This is a genomic window from Endozoicomonas sp. ALC020, from assembly GCF_049275935.1.
Taxonomy (GTDB): Bacteria; Pseudomonadota; Gammaproteobacteria; order Pseudomonadales; family Endozoicomonadaceae; genus Endozoicomonas_A.
The window spans coordinates 1,308,955-1,332,093 of record NZ_CP184830.1; the positions used below are offsets into that span (position 1 = coordinate 1,308,955).

The 23,139-nt window shown below is 52.6% G+C and carries 6 protein-coding genes; 3 read left to right on the forward strand and 3 right to left on the reverse strand.

What is annotated here, in order from left to right; genetic code table 11:
• Window positions 1-327: 327 nt before the first annotated feature.
• The gene (locus ACOJUO_RS03900) at window positions 328-777 is read right to left on the reverse strand and encodes a ShlB/FhaC/HecB family hemolysin secretion/activation protein (protein ID WP_422135454.1); all 450 of its coding nucleotides are present in this window, start codon (window positions 775-777) and stop codon (window positions 328-330) included.
• A 13-nt stretch (window positions 778-790) separates the two neighbouring features.
• Here ACOJUO_RS03900 and ACOJUO_RS03905 point away from each other — a divergent pair, with 13 nt between their 5' ends.
• From ACOJUO_RS03905 to ACOJUO_RS03915, 3 genes are all read left to right on the forward strand, one after another.
• Window positions 791-1,006, forward strand: a complete 216-nt coding sequence (locus ACOJUO_RS03905) for a hypothetical protein (protein WP_422135455.1) — start codon at window positions 791-793, stop codon at window positions 1,004-1,006.
• Window positions 1,007-1,170: 164 nt separating this feature from the next.
• Window positions 1,171-1,392: a DUF433 domain-containing protein gene (locus ACOJUO_RS03910; protein ID WP_422135456.1), complete on the forward strand. Its 222-nt coding sequence runs from the start codon at window positions 1,171-1,173 to the stop codon at window positions 1,390-1,392.
• Window positions 1,392-1,730 carry a DUF5615 family PIN-like protein gene (locus ACOJUO_RS03915; protein WP_422135457.1) on the forward strand — a complete coding sequence of 113 codons (339 nt, stop codon included), beginning with the start codon at window positions 1,392-1,394 and terminating at the stop codon, window positions 1,728-1,730. Before ACOJUO_RS03910 ends, ACOJUO_RS03915 begins: the two co-directional genes overlap by 1 nt.
• Window positions 1,731-1,792: 62 nt before the next feature.
• Here the strand turns inward: ACOJUO_RS03915 and ACOJUO_RS03920 are convergent, their stop codons facing one another.
• Together ACOJUO_RS03920 and ACOJUO_RS03925 are read right to left on the reverse strand one after the other, a co-directional pair.
• Entirely contained in the window at window positions 1,793-3,478 is a 1,686-nt protein-coding gene (locus tag ACOJUO_RS03920) for a ShlB/FhaC/HecB family hemolysin secretion/activation protein (RefSeq protein ID WP_422138984.1), read from the reverse strand.
• Window positions 3,479-3,526: 48 nt separating this feature from the next.
• Complete coding sequence (locus tag ACOJUO_RS03925) at window positions 3,527-23,107, reverse strand: leukotoxin LktA family filamentous adhesin (RefSeq protein ID WP_422138985.1); 19,581 nt, start codon at window positions 23,105-23,107, stop codon at window positions 3,527-3,529.
• Between the last annotated feature and the right edge of the window lie 32 nt (window positions 23,108-23,139).

Below are 23,139 nucleotides of genomic sequence, written 5' to 3' on the forward strand. Positions count from 1 at the left end.
AAGCCTCTTCTGATGTTATAACCCGGGAATATCATGAAGCTGCTTTAACCAGACCAAGGTCACATAAAAAATTCCAGTCACCATTTATCCATCTGTAGAAAAACAAACGAACGTCACCAGTCGGATTTTTACCAGCTCACTCGACACTAACGACAAGATGTCGTCAATCAGATAGCAGAAGAAAGAGAAGTACTCCGCTTTATCAGATTCCCGAATTAACCCAACGCTCAAGTATAGATACTCATTTCCATCACTGCTTTTTTTACTGTGACACCCTCTTATTATTTTGGGAGGCTTCCTGGCAACCTGTTTGATGATCAAAGCATTTCAATCCCAGCTGGTCAGACTAAACCGCGCATAAACCCGAAAGTCATTCCCTGAGACACCCACCGGCTCAAGCGTCTGGGCGGCGCTGATTTCCAGAGCGCCCCATTCGGCAGAGACTTTTGTCCCCAGGCCAGCGGAGGTGAGTTTTTCGTGGGAACCGGGCATCCTTGTCTCGCCATGATCAAGAAAGACAAAAGGTTCGATTGCGCTCTGTCGATAGGACAGGCCAGAGTAGTGCAGCTCTGTCTGCTGACGCCAGCCTTTGTCGCCGGTCACAGCACTGTTGTTATAGCCTCGAATGCTGTACAACCCTCCGAGAGCAAAGCCAAGGCTCGAAGGCAGAGTTGCTTCACTGGCCCACTGAGCCTCCCATGAAGACAGCACATAGAGTGGCGAGTCAAAGTTGTAGATCAGTGTCAGGCTCGGGTTCAACAAACTCAGGTACCGCACATCGTCATTCAGAATGGACTTGCTGCGCAGTCTGCTTAACAGCAGTCGGCCATTAACCTGCCAGTTGTCGTCCGAAGTCAGTCAGGACAGCCTGCCAATGGCTTACGCAGACACTGTCTCAAAAGACGGAATAGCCAATTATCAGTTAGCAGCAGACTGTGAATACCGCTTTCGGTTTCTCAGCATTGGCCCGGAGGAAGCAGTGTCGGTTTCTGTGCTGGAGTCCTGAGATTCTGGCACTTAGCAACGGAGGCATGTAGGTCAGCGTGTTGGTTTGTTATGCTCAAAATTCAGTAAGTTGGCATGGATACAGGGTCAAATGGCTTGCCACATTGTTGAAAGCGCCCCCAACGCCTAAAATTACCGAAAAATCACAATAAATGGAGATACAACGTGATTGACAGTAACATCTGGATTGTATGCAACCCTGAAGTCATGACAGGCAAGCCCTGCGTTAAAGGCACCCGGATCACTGTAGAAAGCATTCTTGAAATGCTGAGTTCCGGCATGTCCTTCGCCGAAATCATATCGGACTTTCCCAGCCTGAATGAAACCAAGATACGAGCTGCCCTGGGTTATGCCGCCCAAAATCTGGCTAAGGGGGATGCTGCGTAGTGATATTGATTGATGAAAACCTGTCTTACAAACTGGCAGCAAGAATAGAAGCTGATTACAAAGGGACGCAGGCTGTCTCAAGAGTCGAATCACTGGGTGAAGGAGCCCCGGATCGGCTGGTCTGGGAATACGCGAAAGCACACAATAAGGCCATATTAACCAAAGATAAAGACTTCGTAGATTTCTGGAGTCGGTTCGGGCCACCGCCTAAAGTCATCCACATTAAAATCGGTAACGCTCGTCTACCCGCTCTTGAATCCCTGATCAGTAATAACAGGAGTCGTATCAATCAATTTCTGACAGAGACTAATGATGGATTGCTGACCATTCAGTCATAATGGCTCGCTCCCATGCTCAAGCGTGGCAACCTCGTGGCAACCTGTTTGATGATCAGAGCACCTCAATCCCAGCTGGTCAGACTAAACCGCGCATAAACCCGAAAGTCATTCCCTGAGACACCCACCGGCTCGAGCGTCTGGGCGGCAGTGATTTCAACAGCGCCCCATTCGGCAGAGACTTTTGTCCCCAGGCCAGCGGAGGTGAGTTTTTCGTGGGAACCGGGCATCCTTGTCTCGCCATGATCAAGAAAGACAAAAGGTTCGATTGCGCTCTGTCGATAGGACAGGCCAGAGTAGTGCAGCTCTGTCTGCTGACGCCAGCCTTTGTCGCCGGTCACAGCACTGTTGTTATAGCCTCGAATGCTGTACAACCCTCCGAGAGCAAAGCCAAGGCTCGAAGGCAGAGTTGCTTCACTGGCCCACTGAGCCTCCCATGAAGACAGCACATAGAGTGGCGAGTCAAAGTTGTAGATCAGTGTAAGGCTCGGGTTCAACAAACTCAGGTACCGCACATCATCATTCAGAATGGACTTGCTGCGCAGTCTGCTGAACAGCAGTCGGCCATTAACCTGCCAGTTGTCGTCCAGCAGATTCAATTCCTGCCCGAACTGCAGCTGATCATTACGGTAGTTCGACAAAGGTTCATCCGCAACAGCGTTTTCCGAACGGGTACTGCTGGCTGAAAAAAGCAGGTTCAGCCAGCCATCAATGTCGGACCAGAACAGGTAACTGGCATCCAGGGTGTAACGTGTCGTGTCACCTGTAACGTCGACATCAACTGTTGTGATTTCGAGCTCGCTGTCGGTGTACTGGAAACTGCCTCCCAGTCTCCAGCCCTCTTCGCCCAAGACCCGGTTGTAGCTGGCGCTGAATGACTTGAGTCCATCAGACGTCAGACCATAGCCCAATAATTTGTCGCCGTGGCTGAACACCGACGTTTTCTGGTAGAGCAGACTTAACTGCTCTTCTCCGGCGTTTTCAGTGCCGTGGTTATCAAAATAGAGCGACGCTCCTTCTTCCGATTCAGGAATCTGAACAACGACATCGGTCAATCCAAACGCCTGACCGGCCTTAAGCTCTGACTGCAATCTCTGGCCGTGAACCCGGTTATAAAACAGGATATCCCGCTCCAGCGCTTCGACATCGATGGAGTCTTTCTGCCAGTCTGTATTGATCCACTTCTGAAAATACGCTCTGTCATCCTCTTCTACTTCGCCAGCAAAAACGAGTTCACCAAAGCGACCTTCTACCAGTCTGATACTGACCAGCCCATTCTCTATTTTCTGTTCCGGAAACACTGCAGCAGCTGTGTAAATGCCTTTGCTCTTGTAGAGTGTATTGACAGCTCCAAGCAGGGTTTGCAAATCCTGATAATTGACTTCTTTGCCCAGCCAGGGCTCCGCCAGCGACTGCAATTCCTCTCGGGACAGGTGTCTAGATTCTGTGAAGCGAATGCCCTGCAAAAGAAGCATTGGACCACCGCTTTCCTGAACCGCTTCCGGCTCCTGATCCTTCTTCACAGTTGGCGTCTTTTTTCTCAGTTCAGGCTCAACCAGGCGCTCTTTCTGCTTCTCAATGTCTCTGCTGAGATTTCCCGAAGGATCTGGCAGCGGTAGTTGTGTGGCCAAAGTGACCGTTGATTGCAGCCAGAGACTGCATAAAGCCAGTCCGGCTGCATTCAACGAGAAATGGAATTTAGAGAAAAGTCGCTTTCTGCAAGCATTATTTTTCTTGTTATACCCGTCCAAGTACATCTACTCCCAGGCCTGCCCATCACTGGACAGGCCAATTACACCCTAGAAAAATCTCCCCCATCCCCAACTGCGGCTTTCAGAGGCAGGCTTGATATACGCATAGTGCTGTGTATCGACTTCCGTGCTGGTGCCCTCGTCATCGACCTGAGTCACCCGGATATCAGGTGCGTAAAAGCTGACGCCATGCCTGCCAGTCAGACTGAGTTCTTCAACCTCCACGCCATTTTCAGAACGAATCGAGCCACGCTCCATGGTCATTTTGCCGGCAAACAGGAGATCACCCACCACCAGCCAGGCGTTACCTTCCAGTTCATCAATGGACAGTGAGCCCAGAGTTGTCATGTAGATATTGCCACCGGTCGTCTTAAGCAGACTGGCCTGAAGATCGGCACGGGCCAGAATGTTGATATTGCCACTCTCAGTTTCTGCTGAAAGCCATGGCAGATGAACCACCAGCGGATGCCCGATACCTGTAGCAGCCTGAAGAACAGCCTCTCCGTTGCTGGCTGTCAGGTGACTGGCATCACGCCACTTACTGAATCTGTATTCATTGTTTCCGTAAATGCCGCCTTGTGCAGAGGTGAGAGCAAAGGCCAATCCATCAGCGTGGGATGTCAGACTGCCGAGATACTGGTTACCGCGGGTATGAATGGTTACCGCGCCACTGGCTTCAATGGAACTCTCATAGCCCATTGAGAAACGATCAGCTCCGTAATGCTCAGAGGAACCTATTGTCAGTGAGGCCGCCTTAAGGTCTGTCCAGCCCGAAAGACTAATGTCCCTCTCGGAGAACAAGCTTACAGCACCTTCAGCAATGACTGATCCACCCAGGTCAATATCTCCCCATCCTGCCCTGGCGGTGAAGTCGCCTCCTGCAGTCAGCGCACGGTAATTCTGGGAAGACGTGGTGCTGATGAAAAGATCACCGTCGGTTTCTATAACACTGTCATAGCCCGTGCTGAAGCGATAGGCACCGACCGAATCTTCTGAACCAACGGTAAGGGAGCCTGCTTTCAAATCAGTGTGTGAAGCCTGATGGATATCCCTTGCGGAATAAAGATTCATCGCTCCTGCGACGTTTACATCACCATTGAAATTGATCCAGCTATGTGCAATGGCGTCAAAATCACCGCCAGCCGTCACATCACGATAAGACTGGTAGTTTGTGGTGTGTATGAACATGTCGTCAGCAATCTCAATACGGCTGTCGTACCCTGCATAGAAGTTGTATGCCCCGGCCTGCTCCTGACTGCCAATGGTCAGAGAGTTGGCGCTGAGGACACTACGGCCTGAAAGGTCAATGTCACGTCCTGCCTGCAGTTGCATATCCCCTGCAGCAATCACGGAGTCAGCAAAGTAAATCCGCCCTTGCTCAGCCACAGCATTAACACTGCCACCGACGTTTGTTGCCTGATACTGCTGATCGTGTCTGGTATGAACCAACAGGTCACCATCAAGTTTGATGGTACTGCTGTGACCAACCGAGAAGTTGTAGGCTCCCACCTGTCTCTCTGACCCTACGGAAAGAGAGGTCGCTGTGAGGTCATTGTGGGATGACAGGTAGATATCCCTTCCCGAGTGGAGGTTCACAGCACCACCTGCCGTCACAGAGTCCCGGAAATGGATAGAGCCATATTCAGCCCTTGCCGTGAAATCACCGCCAACGATCAGTTCCTGATAGTCCTGGCTGTAGGTGGTGTTCACCAGCAGGTCGCCCTCTGTCTCGATGGTGCTGCCATACCCCACCGAGAAACGATAAGCTCCGGACTGATTGGCCGTTCCCACAGCGAGAGAGCCCGCAGTGATGTCTTTCCATGACGAGAGATAGACACTACGGTCAGACTCAACACTCATGTCTCCACCTGCTGTGACAGACTCCTTGAAGTGAACATCACCGTATGCACTGTCAACAGCGAAATCACCACCGGCGCTGACGTAGTAAAAGTCGAGTCCATCCCGGGTAGACACAGAAATATCATCCCCGGCCGTCAGGCTGCTACGATAGCCGGTGTAATAACGGTCAGTACTGAGACTGATATCTTCTCCAGCGACCAGATTCCTGCGGTATTGCTGATAAATGCGGTAGCTGGTATCAAGCTCGATGCTCTCGCCGGCATTCAGATCCTGATAGAGATACAGTTCATCGGTGCGAATCCGCAGAGAGCCGCCAATATCACCAATGGTACCGGTCAGATAGAGCCTTCCATCGGTCTCAAGCTCAAGATCGCCACCCGCGCTGATCTGCACACTGTCAGGCAGTGACAGCGTATTATTAATAAGCGCCAGGTTGCCACCGGCATCAAGCACAGTGTTTCGTCCCAGATACAGGCCGTCGGACTCAACCCGCAGGTCCTCTCCGGAAATCAGGCTGCGACCCACTTCCAGATAAACATCTTCAGGCGTAGTCAACAGAATATGTCGACCGGCATTGATGTCCTGCTTAAGCTGGATGTCACTGTCAGTGTTGACCTGGAAAGAGCCTCCTGTCTGCTGCACCTGACCATTCAATCTGACCAGACCACTGGTCAGCAATGCCATATCACCGCCCGCTCTCAGGCTGGTCGTGTCAGGCAAGCTCATACCATTATTGCTGAGTGTCAGGTTTGCCCCTGCGTGCAGATTGTTATTGCCCTGCAGATCCAGCCAGTCAGAAGTCACACGGATGCTGCGTCCAGCCAGCAGGTGTTTTTCGGTAGGCAGAACCACGGTTTCAGGAACAGTCAGAACAATATCCTGACCCGCATTGAGGCTGTGCAGAATATCGAGACCTTCAGCGCCGGTAATTCGAATGGAACCCGCGCTGGAACTTACCGGGCCATTCAGAACGACCTGACTTTGAACCGTCATGTCGATGTCATTGACAGCAGAAATTTCCACATCGTCGCCCATCTCAAAAGTGTTGAGCAACACAGTGACGCCATCCCCGGAATTCAAACGACTGTTGTCACCCAGCACTAGAGTGTCTGTGTCTATTGAGATGCCACCGGCTGAGGTAATGCTTTCTCCCGCTGCCAGATTCACTGCGCCTGGCTCTGAAAACGCAGACAGTCTCAAGACAACCGGGCTGCCTGTTCTGATGTTGGTATGTCCACCAGCAGTAACAGACTTGTTGAACAGAATCGGTCCAGATCCACTGAACAGGGTCAGATTACCTCCTGCCACCAGTTCGGAAAGATCCATCAGACCGTTGGTGGTCAGTTGCATGTTGCCGCCGGAGAGAATTCTGCTACTTGCCATCTCGAGGAAAGCAGCCTTGAGATCAAGGTTGCCACCCGCGCTCATGCTTCTGCCTGAAGCAATCAGGACACCCTCAACCGCTTCTATATTCATATTGCTGGAAGCGCTGATATCCCCCTGAACATTCAGCCCCTTGCCCATCTTCAGCGTCATGGCGCCTGCAGAAGCACTGATAGAACCACCGGCAGTCAGATCACCTGCGGTTTCTATTTTCACGTCCGCTGCAGCCAGAGAGCCGGACAGTGTCAGGTCGCCACTGGACAGTACATCAACGGTTCCCGCAACTGTGGCAGAATCAATGGCAAGCACGGAGCCTGATTCAATATCGACATCGAGATTACCGCCTACTTCCAGAACGCCAAGCAACATGGAGCCCGGTGTGTAGAGTTTCATGTCAGCACCGGATTTCATCAGACTGTTGTCGCCCATATCGATGAAGGCGGCATTGATGTCCATGTAGCCACCAGCGGTAATGCTTCGGCCAGAGGCCATTGTCAGCCCATCTGCAGCAACAATGTCGATATCATTGAAGGCACTGATATAACCCTGAACATTCAGCCCCTTACCTACCTTCAGGGTCATGGAACCAGCTGAAGAACTGAGGGAACCACCGGCAGTGAGTTCGCCTGCGGTTTCAATGGTGACGTCACTGGCTGCCAGAGAGCCGGACAGATCGAGATCACCGCTGGAAAGAATGTCGACGATACCCGCAACCGTCGCACTGCTGATAGCAAGCTCGGCACCCGACTCAATATCGATATCCAGGTTACCACCCACTTCCAGAGTGCCCAGCAGCATGGAGCCCGGTGTATAGAGCTTCATGTCAGCGCCGGATTTTATCAGGCTATTGTCGCTCATATTGATGAAGGCGGCGTTAATGTCCATGTAACCACCGGCGGTAATACTCTTGCCGGCTGCCATAGTGACACCTTCAACGGCAACAATATTCATGTTGCTGAAAGCACCGATGTCACCCTGAACGTTCAGACCTTTGCCCATCTTCAGGGTCATGGAACCTGTTGAAGAGCTGATGGAACCGCCAGAGGTCAGGCCACCGGTTGTTTCAATACTCACATCGCTCGCAGCCAGAGAACCGGACAGCGTCAGGTCGCCACTGGAGAGAATGTCGACAAGCCCGGCAACAGTAGCAGAGGCAATACTAAGGGTTGAGCCGCCTTCCAGATCAATATCCAGGTTACCGCCAACCTCCAGAGTGCTCAGCTCCTGGTTGCCTTTGGTGGTGATCTGAAGATTCTGGCCAGACTTTATACGACGAGTGGCATACAGTCCCTTCTGTCCATCGAGAATAATGGAGCCCTGGTCACTGGTGATATCCGCATTCAGGAACATATCGCCACCTGAGGTAAGCAATATATTGCCTGCAGAGGTTGCGACTGTGTCAATCAGAGTCAGGTCAGCCTGGGTTTCGATGTCTACCTCACGGGCATCCAGACGAGTCGCGGTAATTGAACCCAGTTGAGCATCAAAGCCGTTGCTGGCAGTCAGGTCAATCACACCATTGCGGGCTGTCAGATTAAACAGGCTCATGCTATCCGACGCCGTCATAGTGATATTGCCGGAGCTGGTCACAGAGGCCAGAGAATCCATTGCAATCCTGTTGGCGTCAGCCAGAAGATTTCCACCCTGAGTGACAATGTCACCATTCAGGGTCAGCTGACCATTAGCCAGCAGCGTCAACAAACCTTTGGATGCAGTGACATCACCCAGAGTGAGGCCGCCAGACTGGGCGTAGATATTAGCACTGCCCACTCTGACGTTCATGGCGCCCAGGTCAATGCTGTCGGCATCTATGTCAGCGTCATTCCCAACGGTCATTGTGTAACCACCGCTGGTCAGAGCGCCATCCACATCCAGAGTCAGGTCAGTAGCGTCAATATTCCCCTGCAGAGCCAGGGCGCCCACTGCGCTGAGGGACAAGGTTTTGTCGATATCAACCTGCCCCAGCGTGAACAGGCTGGAGTCCTTCACGTTCAGCCAGGCATTGCCTGCGTCAGCACGGAAAGTACCCGTACCTGTCATAATCAGATTCAACGCCCCGGAACTGCTGCCCAGATCGTGGCTGTTGACGTCCAGATTGAATGACTCAGCAGCAAGGAAGCTGTCGTTGTTGTACGACAGAAGATCATTACCGTTGGCTATGGAGAGCAGGCCACCAGCACTGATTGATCCGAGATAGAGATCACCACCCACACCCTGAAGGTACATATCCGATGCAGCACCCGCCTGTCTGAGCGCTCCTGTGAGATTGAGCTTCACGGCATTGCTTTGCGAGCCAATATCGCCACGGGTATTAGCGATAAACAGGTCACGGGCAGTTATATTGGTCAGCCCTGATTTAGCTTCAATGGCACCATCCACCACCAGACGAATGTCGTTACCGGAAGAAGCCAGACTGCCCAGGGTCAGGCCGGATTTGGACTCGATGTAGATCTCTTTGGTGGCCGATGCGTAGAGCTCCCCGGACATATCGATCTTGATCGGGTCAACCTGCTTGACGTTGAACGTTACATTGTTCTGGGTCACTGTCGTTGAAATATCACCGGCACCGGCAGCCAGCAGAGCGGCTTTCTGGGCGTCGGTAATGGTTCCGGAACCATCACGGCTGACAGTGAAGACCAGGTCATTCAGGTTTTCACCGACACTGCCGCCATTGGCAATCAGGTGAATGTCGGAAGCCTTGATGTTGGCCTCCCTGTTGGTCAGCTGGCTTGAAGCGTCGCCATTCAGCGCTGTTGCAGAGATACTGATATCCAGCTGGCTCTGCTTCCACTTTGCACCATCCACCATGCCGGTGTACCAGCTCGAGTCTTTCGCCAGAGTCAGGCGATAGCTCTGATCGTAACTGCCAGTGAGCAGATTGCCATAGTCATAACCGAAGAGAGTACCTTTCTGCTCAATGCCAATGGCGTCTTCAGCCTTGTCGTAAACATCAGCGGCAGCAACCTGATCTGCGAACCACTGTTCAAGTCCCTGATAGTCGGCCTTCACCAGACTGGTCAGTTCCACTTCGTCAGTGGTGTTGTAACGCACTTTCAGGGCTTCAACAAAGGCGGGATCGATGGTGAAACCGGCATCGCTGTCGTCAGACAGACGTTGCTTGATCATCCAGTAGCTATGGTACTTGTGCGTGAACTGGTTTTCGTAAGACGACACAGTCACAGCACCGGCGTCATCATCCAGCAGGTTCAGGCTGTCCCATACCGCAGCATCATAAGCCAGCTCTTCATCGGTCTTGTCCAGTCGGCCAATACCGTTGGTAATCCGGCCATTACCCAGCTTGATTACCACTTCTTCGTTAGCATTGGCGCTGTAAAGCTCAAGGTCGCCACTGGCCTGATTAACAGCAATATCAGTAGCGGCATTCAGTTTCACTGTGCCGGTGGTGGAAATATTGACGAACTGGTAGGTACCGGTATTGCCAATGGTTCCGACCTTACCAATACCACCGGTTGAGCTGGTCAGATCCAGACGGTCAGATTGAATAATCGTACTGCTGTCTTTGGCCACAATGCCTTTGTCAACAACACCAACAATGTCGTATTTGGCTTTCAGATGTCGAAGTTCGACATCACCATCGGCGCCTGTCACGTTGAAGTAAAGAGAACCATGACTGGAGCTCAGGCCCAACTCGTCGGTAATGATCGCCAGTGCATTATCCTGGCTGCCAATGCTGCCTCTGGCCGCAATGGTGGTCACGTCAGAGGTAATCGCGGTGGACCCCGAAGTGATCAGATTATTGAGCGTGCTGATATTCGTGGTGCCACTGGGGTTATAAACGTTACCGGTCAGCTCTATAGAAGATTTTGAGGTCAGGTCAATAAAGCCATTAGCCGAACCAGTGAACTGGAAGCTGATCGCGTTGTCCGCCTTCACATAGGTGTGGGCGTCCATCCACATACGATAGGGAACGTAAACCACAGGATCGACATTGGTCATGTTACTGCCGTAGTACTTGTCGTAGCTGAGGCCCCACTTCACTCCCCAGACATACTCACCACCACGGTCATAGACCTGGGTCAGGTAATTACTGGCTGTGCCATTGGAACAGGCTTCCGGCTTGTAGGAACAGGTGGTGTAATAGCTGGTTTCAGTGTTCCAGTTGGTTTCGTAATACCAGTCCCCCAAGGTGTTCGGGTACTTCGCGAAGTAGCCATCGATAGACTTGCCATCATAAGGCGCAGAGCTGTCTCCGGGCGGATCGAAGCTACGCACCACTGTCGCCCCTTCACGGATATAAAACAGCTGTCCGGCCATGGGGTTGTAGGTCATGGTCGACGTTGTTCCGGTGCCGCCAAGGCTCTTCACATAATTGGATTCGTCATAACTGACCGCCCAGGCGTCGGTCTCATACTGTCTGATTTTGTTGCCGGGCGAGTGAACGAACCATTCACTGTAATAGCTGCCATTTTTTCTTTTGTTCAGGTCGGTAATGCGGATAACACCAGTGGCATCGTCTCCGGCACTGATAGTACCGAGCACCAGCTGCTTGCTGGAGTCGTTATTGATGTCAATCTGGCCAAGACCGTCCTTAACGGTAATATTACCTTCTTCGCCGGTTGAGGAAATTCTGGCCCTGATAGCCACATAGCCACCGCCGCTGACCGGAATATCATCAGCCCTGAGCTTGCCGGTAGCAACATCATAAGTCAGACCGATGCCGGAGGTGCCATTACTGGACGACACATCAAAGTTATAGTATTTCAGGGTTTTGAGGCCGGGCAGAGACGGATGTTTGACCCAGAGAGCCTTGGTTTCGCCGGGCCTGATATTAATCACATCACCGGCAGAAAGTCCGGCGTCCCTGATGTAATCGGCGACGGTCGCATCAAAGCCTGAACCCACATCCACAGACCAGGAGTTATCGGTACCGACAATGATCTTGCCGTTGATATCCAGACGCTCGGCATTAATAACAACCTTCTCACCAATAATCGAAGTGCCGGTTCCGCCGAGACTGCTTTTTACCTGGGAGTAGGTAGCGCTCTGCTCAAGTTTGGACTGTAAATTCTGAACAGGCTTGAACTTCCACTTGCTACCGCCACGACTGCTGCTGTTGGTGCGCATTTCGAATACTACTGCATCGCTGCCGTTGTATTCTTTACTGTCGCTGAAGCCCCAGTTGAAGTAGATGTTCATCTCGTCGTAGCCGTAGCTACCGCCCTGGTAATAACTCTTCTGGTCGTCGGTATGACGGATTGCACGGCCTGTAAACCAGTTATTGAAGTCATTAATACCAGTAGCATTGATGGCTGTGCTGTATTTGTCGTTGAGATAAAGCTGCACAAAACCTTCAGCGGAGGGTTTCCAGCCAGCAGTGTAGTTGACCAGCGCCTTGGGATCACGACCGTAAGTTTGTGGCTTGTTGGAATTCAGCAGCAGGCTGCCGTTCTCTACGTTCAGGTTAATGGCGTTAGCTTCGATGGTAGCCTGCTGAATCAGATCGCCTTCTGCCACATCAATATTGACACTGGACAGCAGGTTAGAGATATCACCATTAATAATAACGTCAGAGTCCAGGTAGTTGGCGCCGGTTGGTGCATGACTGATATCAATGCCAGTCTTCGACGTAAAATCACTGCCGGACTGCTCAAAGATGTAATTGCTGCCCAGCGAGGCACCGCCAGTGACAAACACGTTACCGCCGGTCTGATTGGTAATGCTCAGGTTTTCCAGCAGCAAATGTTCATCGGTCTTGTTCTCCACTTTGATGTAGGCGTCGCCTTTGGCAGTAAAGTCAGGTTTGTTACTGCCAGCCAGTGTAATGGTGTCTGCCACCAGGTTGATATTCCCTGCTGTAGCCTGAACATCCGCCACCCTGATGGCATCGTTCGGATTCGCAGACAGATCATTGACGATAGCCGACAGCAGTACAATTTCTGACTTCAGCTCATTGATCTCATCCTGGTAAGGGTTTGTGCCACCATCGACGATGCTCTCGGAGCCAGTGCCGGATGAGCTGCCGGTATCTTCGCCATCGCCATCACTCACTGTAATCCCATCGATAAGGATGCTGGAACCGTCCCAGGACTCCAGCAGGTCAACGCGATCCTGAAGATCCTTGATGTAGGCTTCCAGTTCTGCCCGGCTGGAGTACTTCTCATTCATCCGGGCTGCCGTACCATAACGGTAAAGCTGCTTGTTAATGGTGCCGTCAGACTCTATTTCCACCCACTGATAGGCGTACTGCCCGGCAACTACCTTACCATTGCCGTTAAAGGTCAGAATATTACTGGTGCTGGAGTCACTGCTGCCAAAGCTGGTTTCAGAACTGAACAGCTCCAGGTAGGGGTTCTTTTCAATGCCACGGTGCGTGGAACTGACCTGTCCTTCATTGGCTTCAATAAACACATGGCTGTCGGAACCAATGTCAAAACCATCAGCAAAGTTCACCTTGTTATTCAGGGTGATGTTGGATTTTGCCTTGTTGCCAGCCGGAATAGGAATAGCCGTCCAGTTATAGACGTTGGCCAGGGCATTACCTGTCAGTTGATTCTCCTGAAAGTAATTACTGCCACGACCGCTGTAGATTCCGACATTACCATAACCATTGATAATGGCATTCTTGCCAATATCAATCTGGTTAAGGACATCCAGATCAACGGTACTGACACCACCGGCAACACCCGCTGCCGCCCAGACGGTTACATTAGCCTGGGATACGGCACTGCCCCGGGAGTAAGTGCCGATACCAATCTCTCCCCTCGGGTTATAAAGTTCAGCCCCTTCACCCAATGAGATTTTGTTGCGGGTTTTGACATCCACATCGGATTCAGCGCCTGCCCCCTGCAAGGCACCACCGATTTCCAGCTTGGATTCGTCGTAGACAAAGAAATCCGTGTTGGCGTCCAACATAATGTTGTGGTCGTAAGTGCTGTCCATCCAGGCCAGGTCAGAAATCTTCAGCACAGCGTTTTTACCCACCACCACTTCGGCGGCGAGGTTTTTCAGATCCTGGTAGGAAAGCCCCGCAGTACCGTTGGCGGCACCACCGCCCGCGCCGTGAATAGAAGAGGTAAAGCCATTGAAGTAAGGATTCTGAATCTGGTAAGCGCTGTTGAAGGCGTCAATATCAATATCCAGCGCCGAGAAGCTGACATTCTCGCCCAGCTCCACCCTGGCATTGGTATCCACCTCGACCAGAGAAGTTGCGCCTGAACCACCCACTACAGAAACGGTGGTAGCATCGGTTCCGGCAAAGAACTCCGTCTCACTGCTGGCAGAAATATAAACACCACCGGCATCGACAGGAACAATCCGATAGTTGCCAGACCAGTCATCAATCTTGACCGCAGCGGACTCATTGCCATTGCTGTGATCACCAGCATCCATAACCGATTCTGCAGCACTGCCAGAGTAATAGCCGCCACCGCCTGCGGTGGTAAAGCTCTGGTTCTGGTTGTAACTGGTGGCGTCCAGAGTCAGGTCACCCGGACGTTCCAGGGCAGCTATCGGATTCTTGCCAAACTCAACCCGGCTTGAGCTGAAAGATTGAGCAACACCTGTCTGATAGCCTCCGGCCACCAGACCAACAAAGTAGCCGTCGGCATCAGCAATCTGCACCCCGGTATGACGGGCATTCACAGTGAAGTCAGAATACGGCAGATAAACACCATCGCCCACTCTGGCAATGGACTGAGACTTATTAGTGGCCCTGGCTTCACTGCCTGCAATACCAAGGAGCAAACCACCGGAAGCTGCAAAGGCTGCAGCATAGGCACTTTGATAACCGTCAGCGCCGCTGCCAGTTTCTGAGCGAACAATAACTTCACCACTGCCGTTAAATACCGTTCCGTCAGCCACTTCGGCTTCCGCTTTAGTATCAGCAATGGCATAAGCAAAAGAGCCGCCCATGGAACCACCCGCCGCAACGGTGACACCATAAGCACTGGAGTAAAGTTCCGATGCAGACTGGGCATTGATATTAACGGCACTGGAATCAGAGCCGGTATCAATGGTGCCGTAAACTGTCGCTTTTACATCGGAATCATCGCGGGCGTCAGTCACAACCCCCTGAACTCCTGCCAACAAACCGCCTGCCAGAGCGAAGCCTGTGCTCTTCACCATACCTTCGTTGAGGGCAGAAACGGTGATGTTGTTATAGCCGTCTATCAGCTTGCCTGTTTCACCCACCCAGGCATCAATGTCACTGTCCTTTTCTGCATAGCCAATGCTGACCCCAAGAGCCCCGGCGCCAATATTGATGTTCAGGGAACCATCGGTAACCGATGAGGGCTTACCGCTGCTGACATCCCCAAGACGAATATCGGTGGAATCGGTAGCGGTAACTTCAAGATCTCCGGTGTCGTTACCCTCTGCTGAGTTGATTCCGGCCACAACCCGGTTTTCACTGCGCGCATCGGTGTAGTTAATAACGACGCTGGTTCCACCCAGGCCAACAATAAAGCTCTTCATTTCAAGAGCGCCGTCATCGCTGCTGGCATTCTCCAGGCTTGCGCCGATCACCGCATTGTCTGCCTTGACATTGCTGTCTACGGTGGCGATGTTCATTTCATAGGAACGACTGATACCCACCACGCCTGCAATACCCACAGAACTGGCCTGAGCTGCGCCCAGCCCCTGGTAGCTGTGCTGCAGCGTACGACCGTTGACGTTAAGCGTATCGACATCAATCTTGCCGCCACTGATCCGGGCAGCAGTGACACTTTCACCACTGAGCTTGAGAGACTTACCTGATTCTGTCGTCGTTGAAGTAGAAGGCGTCTGACTGCGGGTTATGGTGACATTGTTATCGGCTTCCAGCGTAGCGATCTCTTCATCAGACAAATGTCTGTTATAGCTGGCAGTATCCGTAGCCAGAACCGTGTTGGCTTCGTTTCGGCTTGGATCAAACTCATCTTCAGCGTTGGTGCCATCTTCGGCTGTCGTATCACCCTGACCATAAAGAGCAAGACCGATACTGACCGCTGCGGCTGCGTTAGTGGATGCAGCACCAGCAACACTGATCAGATTGGACTGGCGCTGGGCATTGGCGTCAATATCCAGTGTGCCCGCTTCAATGTCCGAGCCAACCGCTTCACTGTAGACCTGGGAACGTCCCAGCACCACATTCGCCACAGCACCCACACCCAAACTGGCGCCAGCACCGATACCCGCAGCCCACTGATCAGCATCCTGAAGTTCTTGAGCATTAACGGTCACGTTAGTGGCGGCAGAACTGCCGTCACTGCCACGAATGTCTGTGGTGAGGTTGCTATTCTTGAGATAACCATGAATTGCAGCACGTGTTTCGCCACGGAATTCCGTAGTATTGATCATCGCTGCGACACCATAGCCGCCACCCAGTCCAGCACCAAAGACATAACTTTTTGCACTGGAAACCCGATCAGCATCCACTGTAACCGTATCTGAGTTCACTGCGGTAGTCAGGGTATCGCCGTTATCGTCCAGATCATTGCCAATAATGGCTTTCGAATCACCACCCACAATATTGACGGCCAATCCAATACCAACGCCCACTGTCGTACCGATACCGGCTGCACCGGCGGCGACATTGGCTTCCTGACGTCTGTCGGAGACAACCACTACCTCTCTGGCATTGGTTGTGCCACCTCGTAACCAGGCACGCGTGTTACCGGCCTGTTCAGTGATAACCACTGAAGCAGCGCCACCCAGGCCACCGGTTGCGCCTAACCCGGCTGCCACACCCGCTGAAACGGCCTGAGCCAGTTTCGAGGTATTGGCGTCAATGGTTACTTTATCCGCATTAACAGTACTGTTTTCAACCGTAGCTTCACTGGAACGCTTCTGGTCATTGGTGGCAAAACCACCAACTCCCGCGCCAGCGGCTTCACCGCCACCAGAAACGGCAACACCTGCAGAAACAGCCAGTCCCGCTTCATGAGCATTGGCACGAACATAGACATCTGCACCATCTTCACCGGAAACGCCGGAGTTAATGGTGGCATCCTTGATATAAGCCCTGGTAGCGTTATAGGTGCCGTTAGTTGCTACATTGACATTGATAGCAACGGCCTTGCCACCAGCACCGCCGACAGTAATCGCGCGCTGCTTGGTTCTGGACGTTGCATTAACAACAAGACCATTGACCGATTCTTTGGTGCGCTCCACAGATAACGTGTTGAAGCCGGAAGTCAGGTCACCCATGGAGACAGCATCCGGATTGGAACTGTCACCGGCAGTAGAAAGATCCGGCAGATCACCATAGCCCTTGAGATCACCGGTATCCACCTGCATAGTGCTGCCCTTGCCTCTGGCAATCACAACTGCATCGTCAATGTAGGCTTCTGTTTTGCCGTATTCCATCGCTGTAGAGATGGCGACAGCACCAGCGCCTGCATCGACACCAATGCCGACAGCACCACTGCCCACCAGATTGACGCTCATCGCATCAGCATTGACCAAGACATTGTTCCAGGCATCTATTCGGGCATCGTCGGCAATTCTTGCTGTCACATTGCCGTCTATAACGCCGGTTCCCACTGAGCCCGCCAGGGATACCTGTTTGGAAGCAGCAACACCGGCGTCGATGGTCAACAGCCAGTTACGGCGGAAAGCGTCAACAGTAACGTTCTGCGCCTTGAGCGTTGTACTGCCAGGGTTGCCTTTGTTACCCAGCACTTCTGCCGTGACATCTGAATCGACACGGTTGGTAGCAATGGCGACACCACCGGCGGAACCATTGCCGGAGCCAGCACCCATCCAGGCTGTGGCTACGCTATCACTGTAATCCTGACCCTGGACAACGACATCACCGCCACTGGTTGAAGATGCTGCGCTGGAACGATTGGTGGCGGTGTCTTTAATACCGGCTTCGATGGATTGATCGACATTGTTGGTAGAAATTGCGCCGGCAAAGCCAATACCACTCTGCCCAAGATTGGCACCTATAGCGATGGCGTTGCCCACCAGCAGATTATGATCATTGGATGTTCCGCTGAGCGCCCTGACGGTAAGATCCTCATCCACCTTAAGGCTGGTGTTGCTGACCCTGGCTTTTGTTGAATGCTCGTCAGTACCTACAAGATTCAGGGCTACTGCCAGACCTCCGGCAATAGCGCCACCCTGACCACTGGCCACCGCTACTGAACCAGCGACGTTAATCAGATCCATGTCATTCTGGGCGACCACAGACAAGTCACTGGCGTTGATGGTCCCCTTATCGGAACCGTTCCAGTCACCAATTTCAGCCAGGACCTGGTTATTCAGGCGGTTAACCGCAACAGAGCCGACACCGGAGAAGCCGCCAGTGCCTACACCCACACCAATGGCAACACTGTAGAGCAGGGAGTTGTCACGGGCATTGATATTAACGTCTGCCCCGGCTCCTGACTTATTGATATTGACGTCTTCCATGCGGGCTTTGGTTTCACTTTTCACATCCGCATGGGCGTAGGAAATACCCAGATTCTTTTTACCAGCTTGAACAGCACCAGCCACAGCAATGATGCGCTTGCCTTCTGAGGAGTAGTTGTAAGTCGAGCCGCTACCGTCTTCACTGGTGTGGACGTTGGTATTGTCCATGGCTTCAGCACCGCTGAAGTCGTAATCCTTGTTAGTATTACTGGAGCCGAGGTCACTGAGAATCTTGTCAAGATCGCCGTCTTTCTCACCACTGGCATTAAGATTAACGACACCCGCCCCAGTGATGTTGGTGCCTTTCATCAGCGCCTTGGTGTCCGCACCGATGGAACCTATGGCAAAGCTGCCCTGGAAGCCCAGGGAATCTTCCTGATTATTGTTATAGCCAATACCTGCGGCGCCAATACCGATCCGGTTCAGGCTGCGGGCACTGATGTCGACCCGGTCAAAGTTATTGAGATAAGACCGGTTGGAACCACTGAAGTCAACGATGGCTTCGGTGGCTGCACCGTCATAAACATCCTCATCATAGGCGGTACTGAGAACATTATTGCCATCCGGGTTGGCGTCTCCGGGAATGGCGGACGGATCATTAATCTCGGCAAAGGTAATGGCCAGACCGGCCCCCTGCTTGCCGCCGCCGTAAAGGGTACCGCCCCCTACGCCAACATAACTGTTGTTATAGGCGGAGACTTCAAGATCATTATTCGCCCCCTGATTTGAGCTGATGGACGAACCTTCAATCCGTGCTGATGTGCCGTCGTATATCTGGGCACCCGAGATGGACAGCGCACCATTACGTGTCTGGCCAGAGGAAGAGTCCGGCCTGGTGACAGATAGCGCCAGGGCGACGGAAGTCAGTTCACCACCGTGCAATGCCTGAACATTTACGTCATCGGCATAAGTGATGACAGAGTCTTTAATCCAGGCCAGGGCATCATTGAAACTGATCTGATAGGAGATAGCCCCGGCAATAGTATCCTGATTGGTAGGCGAATTTGCTCCCAGCATAGACAGCGCTGCTGAACCTGTCGCAGAAGCGGAGATCACTTTTTCCAGAGCCTGAACGTCAACATCGACATCGTTGTAGCTGTTACCGTTCTGGTGACCGCTGATGGCAGCACCATCAATAATGGCCTTGGCGTCCATATTGTTGACGGAGACAGTAAAGCTGCCCGCCCCTGTCAGGCCCAGCTGCTCCTTGGAGACTTCCGCAGAACTTTTGCCAGAACCTGAGCCACTGTCGTCGTTCTTGCCGCTTTCTGAAGATTTGCCTATCGATGAATCACTGCTGCTTCCGGTAGCGCCGGTGTAATTCGCAGCCAGCTTTGAAGACAAGCCGTTGTACCAATTCTCGAACCTGGCGCCAATGCCGGGCTCATCACTGGGCTCTGTGGTTAATGCTCCGGCAACCGCCAGAGATCCGTTGGTGCCTGTTGAACGGGCACGCACGCTTACCGAATTAACGACGATGCCTTTTGTTGGATCAGGTGCCGTTGGCGAACTTGGGGAAGGCTTATCGGTCTCGCTATTGTTCTTGTCCTGAAACTTGACCTTATTGTATTCCTTTGAATTGTCACCAATAAACGCCTTGGTATCGCCCTGGGAAACGTTCGCCGCTATAGCGATGCCAACCGCTGACTGGTCTGACCAGCTGAAGGCACCAGCCGCCGCCCAGTTGCCAAATTCATGGTCAGCAATGATAACAAGATTATCAGCGCTCAGCTGAGCCTGATTGTGCAGGGATGCGTGAGTCAACACTTCCGAATTGAGAAAGCCGAGAACTCCACTGAAGCCAATACCACTGGACTGCCCGGAGGAAGGCGTCACCAGGAAGTGACGTTCGTCTGTTTCTGCATAAACCCCCACATTGCCACTGGCATTGACCGTGGCTTTGCCAATACCCGCCACGGCTGAACCGGACTGCTGGATATAGGAAATGGAGCCGCCAACCGACTTACCTTTCTCATTGGTGCCGTTGGCGTTCGGTATCAGCCCCAGACTACCGAGATTACCAGCAACAGTAGCGGTTTCCATCAGGTTATAGGCCCTGACCGCTACCGAATCATCAAAAGAGAAGGTATAGGTGACGTCTTTAAAGACCTTGCTGCTACCCAGAATTCCGGGAACTTCACTGTTGGCCTTCAGTTCTCTGCTCGCACTCCAGTTGCCCGTACCGGTCGTCGTTATTTTGGCTTTGTCGCCTACCCAGGCCTTGGTGTCCATATCGTTCCACAGGACATTAAAGCTGCCGCCGTAGGCTTCCTTATCTGCAGCCGCACCGGCATTGGCGAAACCGGTCAGAATATTGTTCTGTAACCCGCCGATACCGTTAAATTTGCCGACGACATCAGAGAAGGTGTCCCACTTGTCGTAGGTGGAGACAATAGGCATATGTTGCAGAGCAATGACACCGAGATTAGCCGCATCGATCTGTACCGACTGGCCGACTTCTGCTACCGCGTCACTGTCGTTAATGGCAAGGTTAAGGGCCAGCGCCAGACTTTTGTCCGATGCCGGAGTCTGGTTGCTGCCACTGGAATTCTCTTTGGGAGCCGATACAGCCGCTTCTGCCGAAGTTCTGTAACCGCCCTGGTCGCCTCCCAGGGCACCATTGTTGTTACCACCCGCAACGGCCTGATTATCGCTGCCCAGATCGGTCTGGCTGGCAACCAGAATATTGCCAGTCGCAATAATATGTGGTGCATCCGTCTGCCCTGATACATTGGTGCCGAGGAAACTGTAGGCATCGTGATCCGAAAGGTTGAGGGAAAATGCCAGGCCGCCTTTGAAGCTGACCTTGCCCGTTTCATCGGTGGGAGCAGAGTGCCCTATCGGGAGGTATTTGGTGGTGAAGTTGTGGACACCATTCTGCAACGCAGAAACCCCGCTGATGGCTTTGGAGCCGATGGTGCGCATGAACAGGTTACTGCCCACTGTCACACCGGAGTGAACCCTCTGGTTCAGAGTCCGGTCCAGGGCTGTGATGGTAACATTTCCCGTCTTATCCTGATCGGTTCCAAGGCTGCTGCCCAGCTCGGCCGTAGCATTGGTATCAAAATCACCCACAGCAACCGCAACACCATAGCGGGTTGCTTTCAGGCCATAGGCAGAAGCAGAGATATGGTAGTAATTCTGGTTCTCTGCGGCGACCACCAGGTTGTTGGCGTCCAGGGTAACTCCGCTGTCAATCTTGGCGGTTGCGTCAACATCGGATTCCCCGACGGCGGCAGCAATCACTACCTTGTTGGCATCTTCAGCAATAAGGTTGAATGCTGTGGCCGCCACATAGGACTCGTTGTGGGCAGAAACGTCCAGGTTTCCTCCCGCCTGAATCGTAGCTCCTGACTTCACGTGGGTGGTACTGGTGGCGTCACTGGTGGCGTAAACTGCTGCCAGTGCTCCGGGCAGAGCATTGCCCAGGGTAATGGCGGAAGCGTCGGAAACGGCATGGGATTCTGATGCCAGAGAAACATTACCACTGGCGTTTATATTGGCGCCGCTGTTGACGTTGACTGTTGCTTCAGCATCGGCGTCCATCAGGTAAAATGACGCTCCGGCAAGGGCACCACCCACCACGGAGCCCATGGCTACGCCAGGTTCCTCTTTGATGCTGCTGGCAGCTTTCGATTTGGCGCTTGCGGTCAGACTTCCGGCGTATACCTGACCGCTGAAATCAATGTTGGTTGTCGCGCTGGCGGAAGCCAGGCTGACATCCTGACTGGCTGAGGCCGTGAGTGTTACATCACCCCGGGCAGTGTCGCTTGAGTTTCGAGTATCGAGAACACTGCCGCTGTTCAGATCTATATCTTTGGAGTCAATACTGATGCCCGATTCCGCAGCCAAAGTGCCACTGACGCTGGCCTGAGTAGCAGCCGTGACCGTTACACTGCCCTCTGCATCCAGAGAACTGCCAGAATTCATCTGAACCTTGTCACCGGCAACTGTCACTGATCCATCAGAGAGAACACTGCCAATCAGGTTAATGCCGGAATCATTGGTTTCCGGAGAAGCGGCAGAACCACTCTGGAGAAGTACACGATTGCTACTGCCATTGAGAGTCAGTGTCGTAGATGTATTACCGTCAGCCTGAAACTGAATACTGCCGGACGAAGCCAGACTGGCGCCGTCTCTTGCATCCAGAGTGGAACCCGAGTTGACGGAAATTTTCTCAGCCGTGATGGTAAATCCACCATCGGCATAAAGATCACCGGAAAGGTTAATGGCAGCGTCTGCGCTGCTGGAAGCCTTGAGAACAATAGTGCCGCCATCGACCTTTAATTCGTTTGGAATAGTCAGGTCATCGACGTTAACCGCCGTGTAATCGTTGTTTTGTCCATAGTTGCTGACACCGCTGGCAGCCGCTGCATTGCCGGCAATGATGATAGCCTTTTCATCAACATCAATGGTGTTGGCGTAGATGTCTATGCCTGAAGCTGTGTTGATCTTGCCCTGGATTCTCACCAGGCCAGAGGAAGAGACGCTGAAACTGTTACCGAGGAGATCACTGACCTCACTGTCTACCGGCGCGCCATTGGACAGAAGCGCAGCGATTTCACTGCTATCGGGTGTTTTTATAGAAAGCTTGCCGACATTGACGACACCGGTCTCACCTACGATGAAGCCAGCAGAGCTGGCGAATACCACATTGCCGCCCAGGGAGCCGTTCTTGTAGCTGTTCAGGATACCGTGTACTTCCGGCGCATCAGAGCCCCTGACGATATTGACCAGATTACTGGCATCAGCAGGTACTGTCAGGTTAGCGGTATGGGATGTGCCGACTACAAACTTGTCAAAGACATTGATGGCGGAAGCATTGGAGCGCTTTGTGGAAGTAATGGTATGGACATTACCGGAACTGGACACCGAGGTGATTCCATCTACGGCACGAATGTCGTTATCCACTGCCATTGCCGGCGCAGAAAACAGGGCACCGGTCACTACCGGCCAGGGAACCTTGTTGAATGTTGCTCTGTTAGCCAGGCCAATAGAGGTCGACAACAGCGTGCGATTAAAGCATGTCATAGAATCCCTTTCCTTTTTCTTTTTATTCCTGA

Bases quoted from the DNA above. Each gene is read 5' to 3' on its own strand.
- ACOJUO_RS03925 (WP_422138985.1), bottom strand. From the start codon at position 23,107: ATGACATGCTTTAATCGCACGCTGTTGTCGACCTCTATTGGCCTGGCT.
- ACOJUO_RS03905 (WP_422135455.1), top strand. From the start codon at position 791: ATGGACTTGCTGCGCAGTCTGCTTAACAGCAGTCGGCCATTAACCTGC.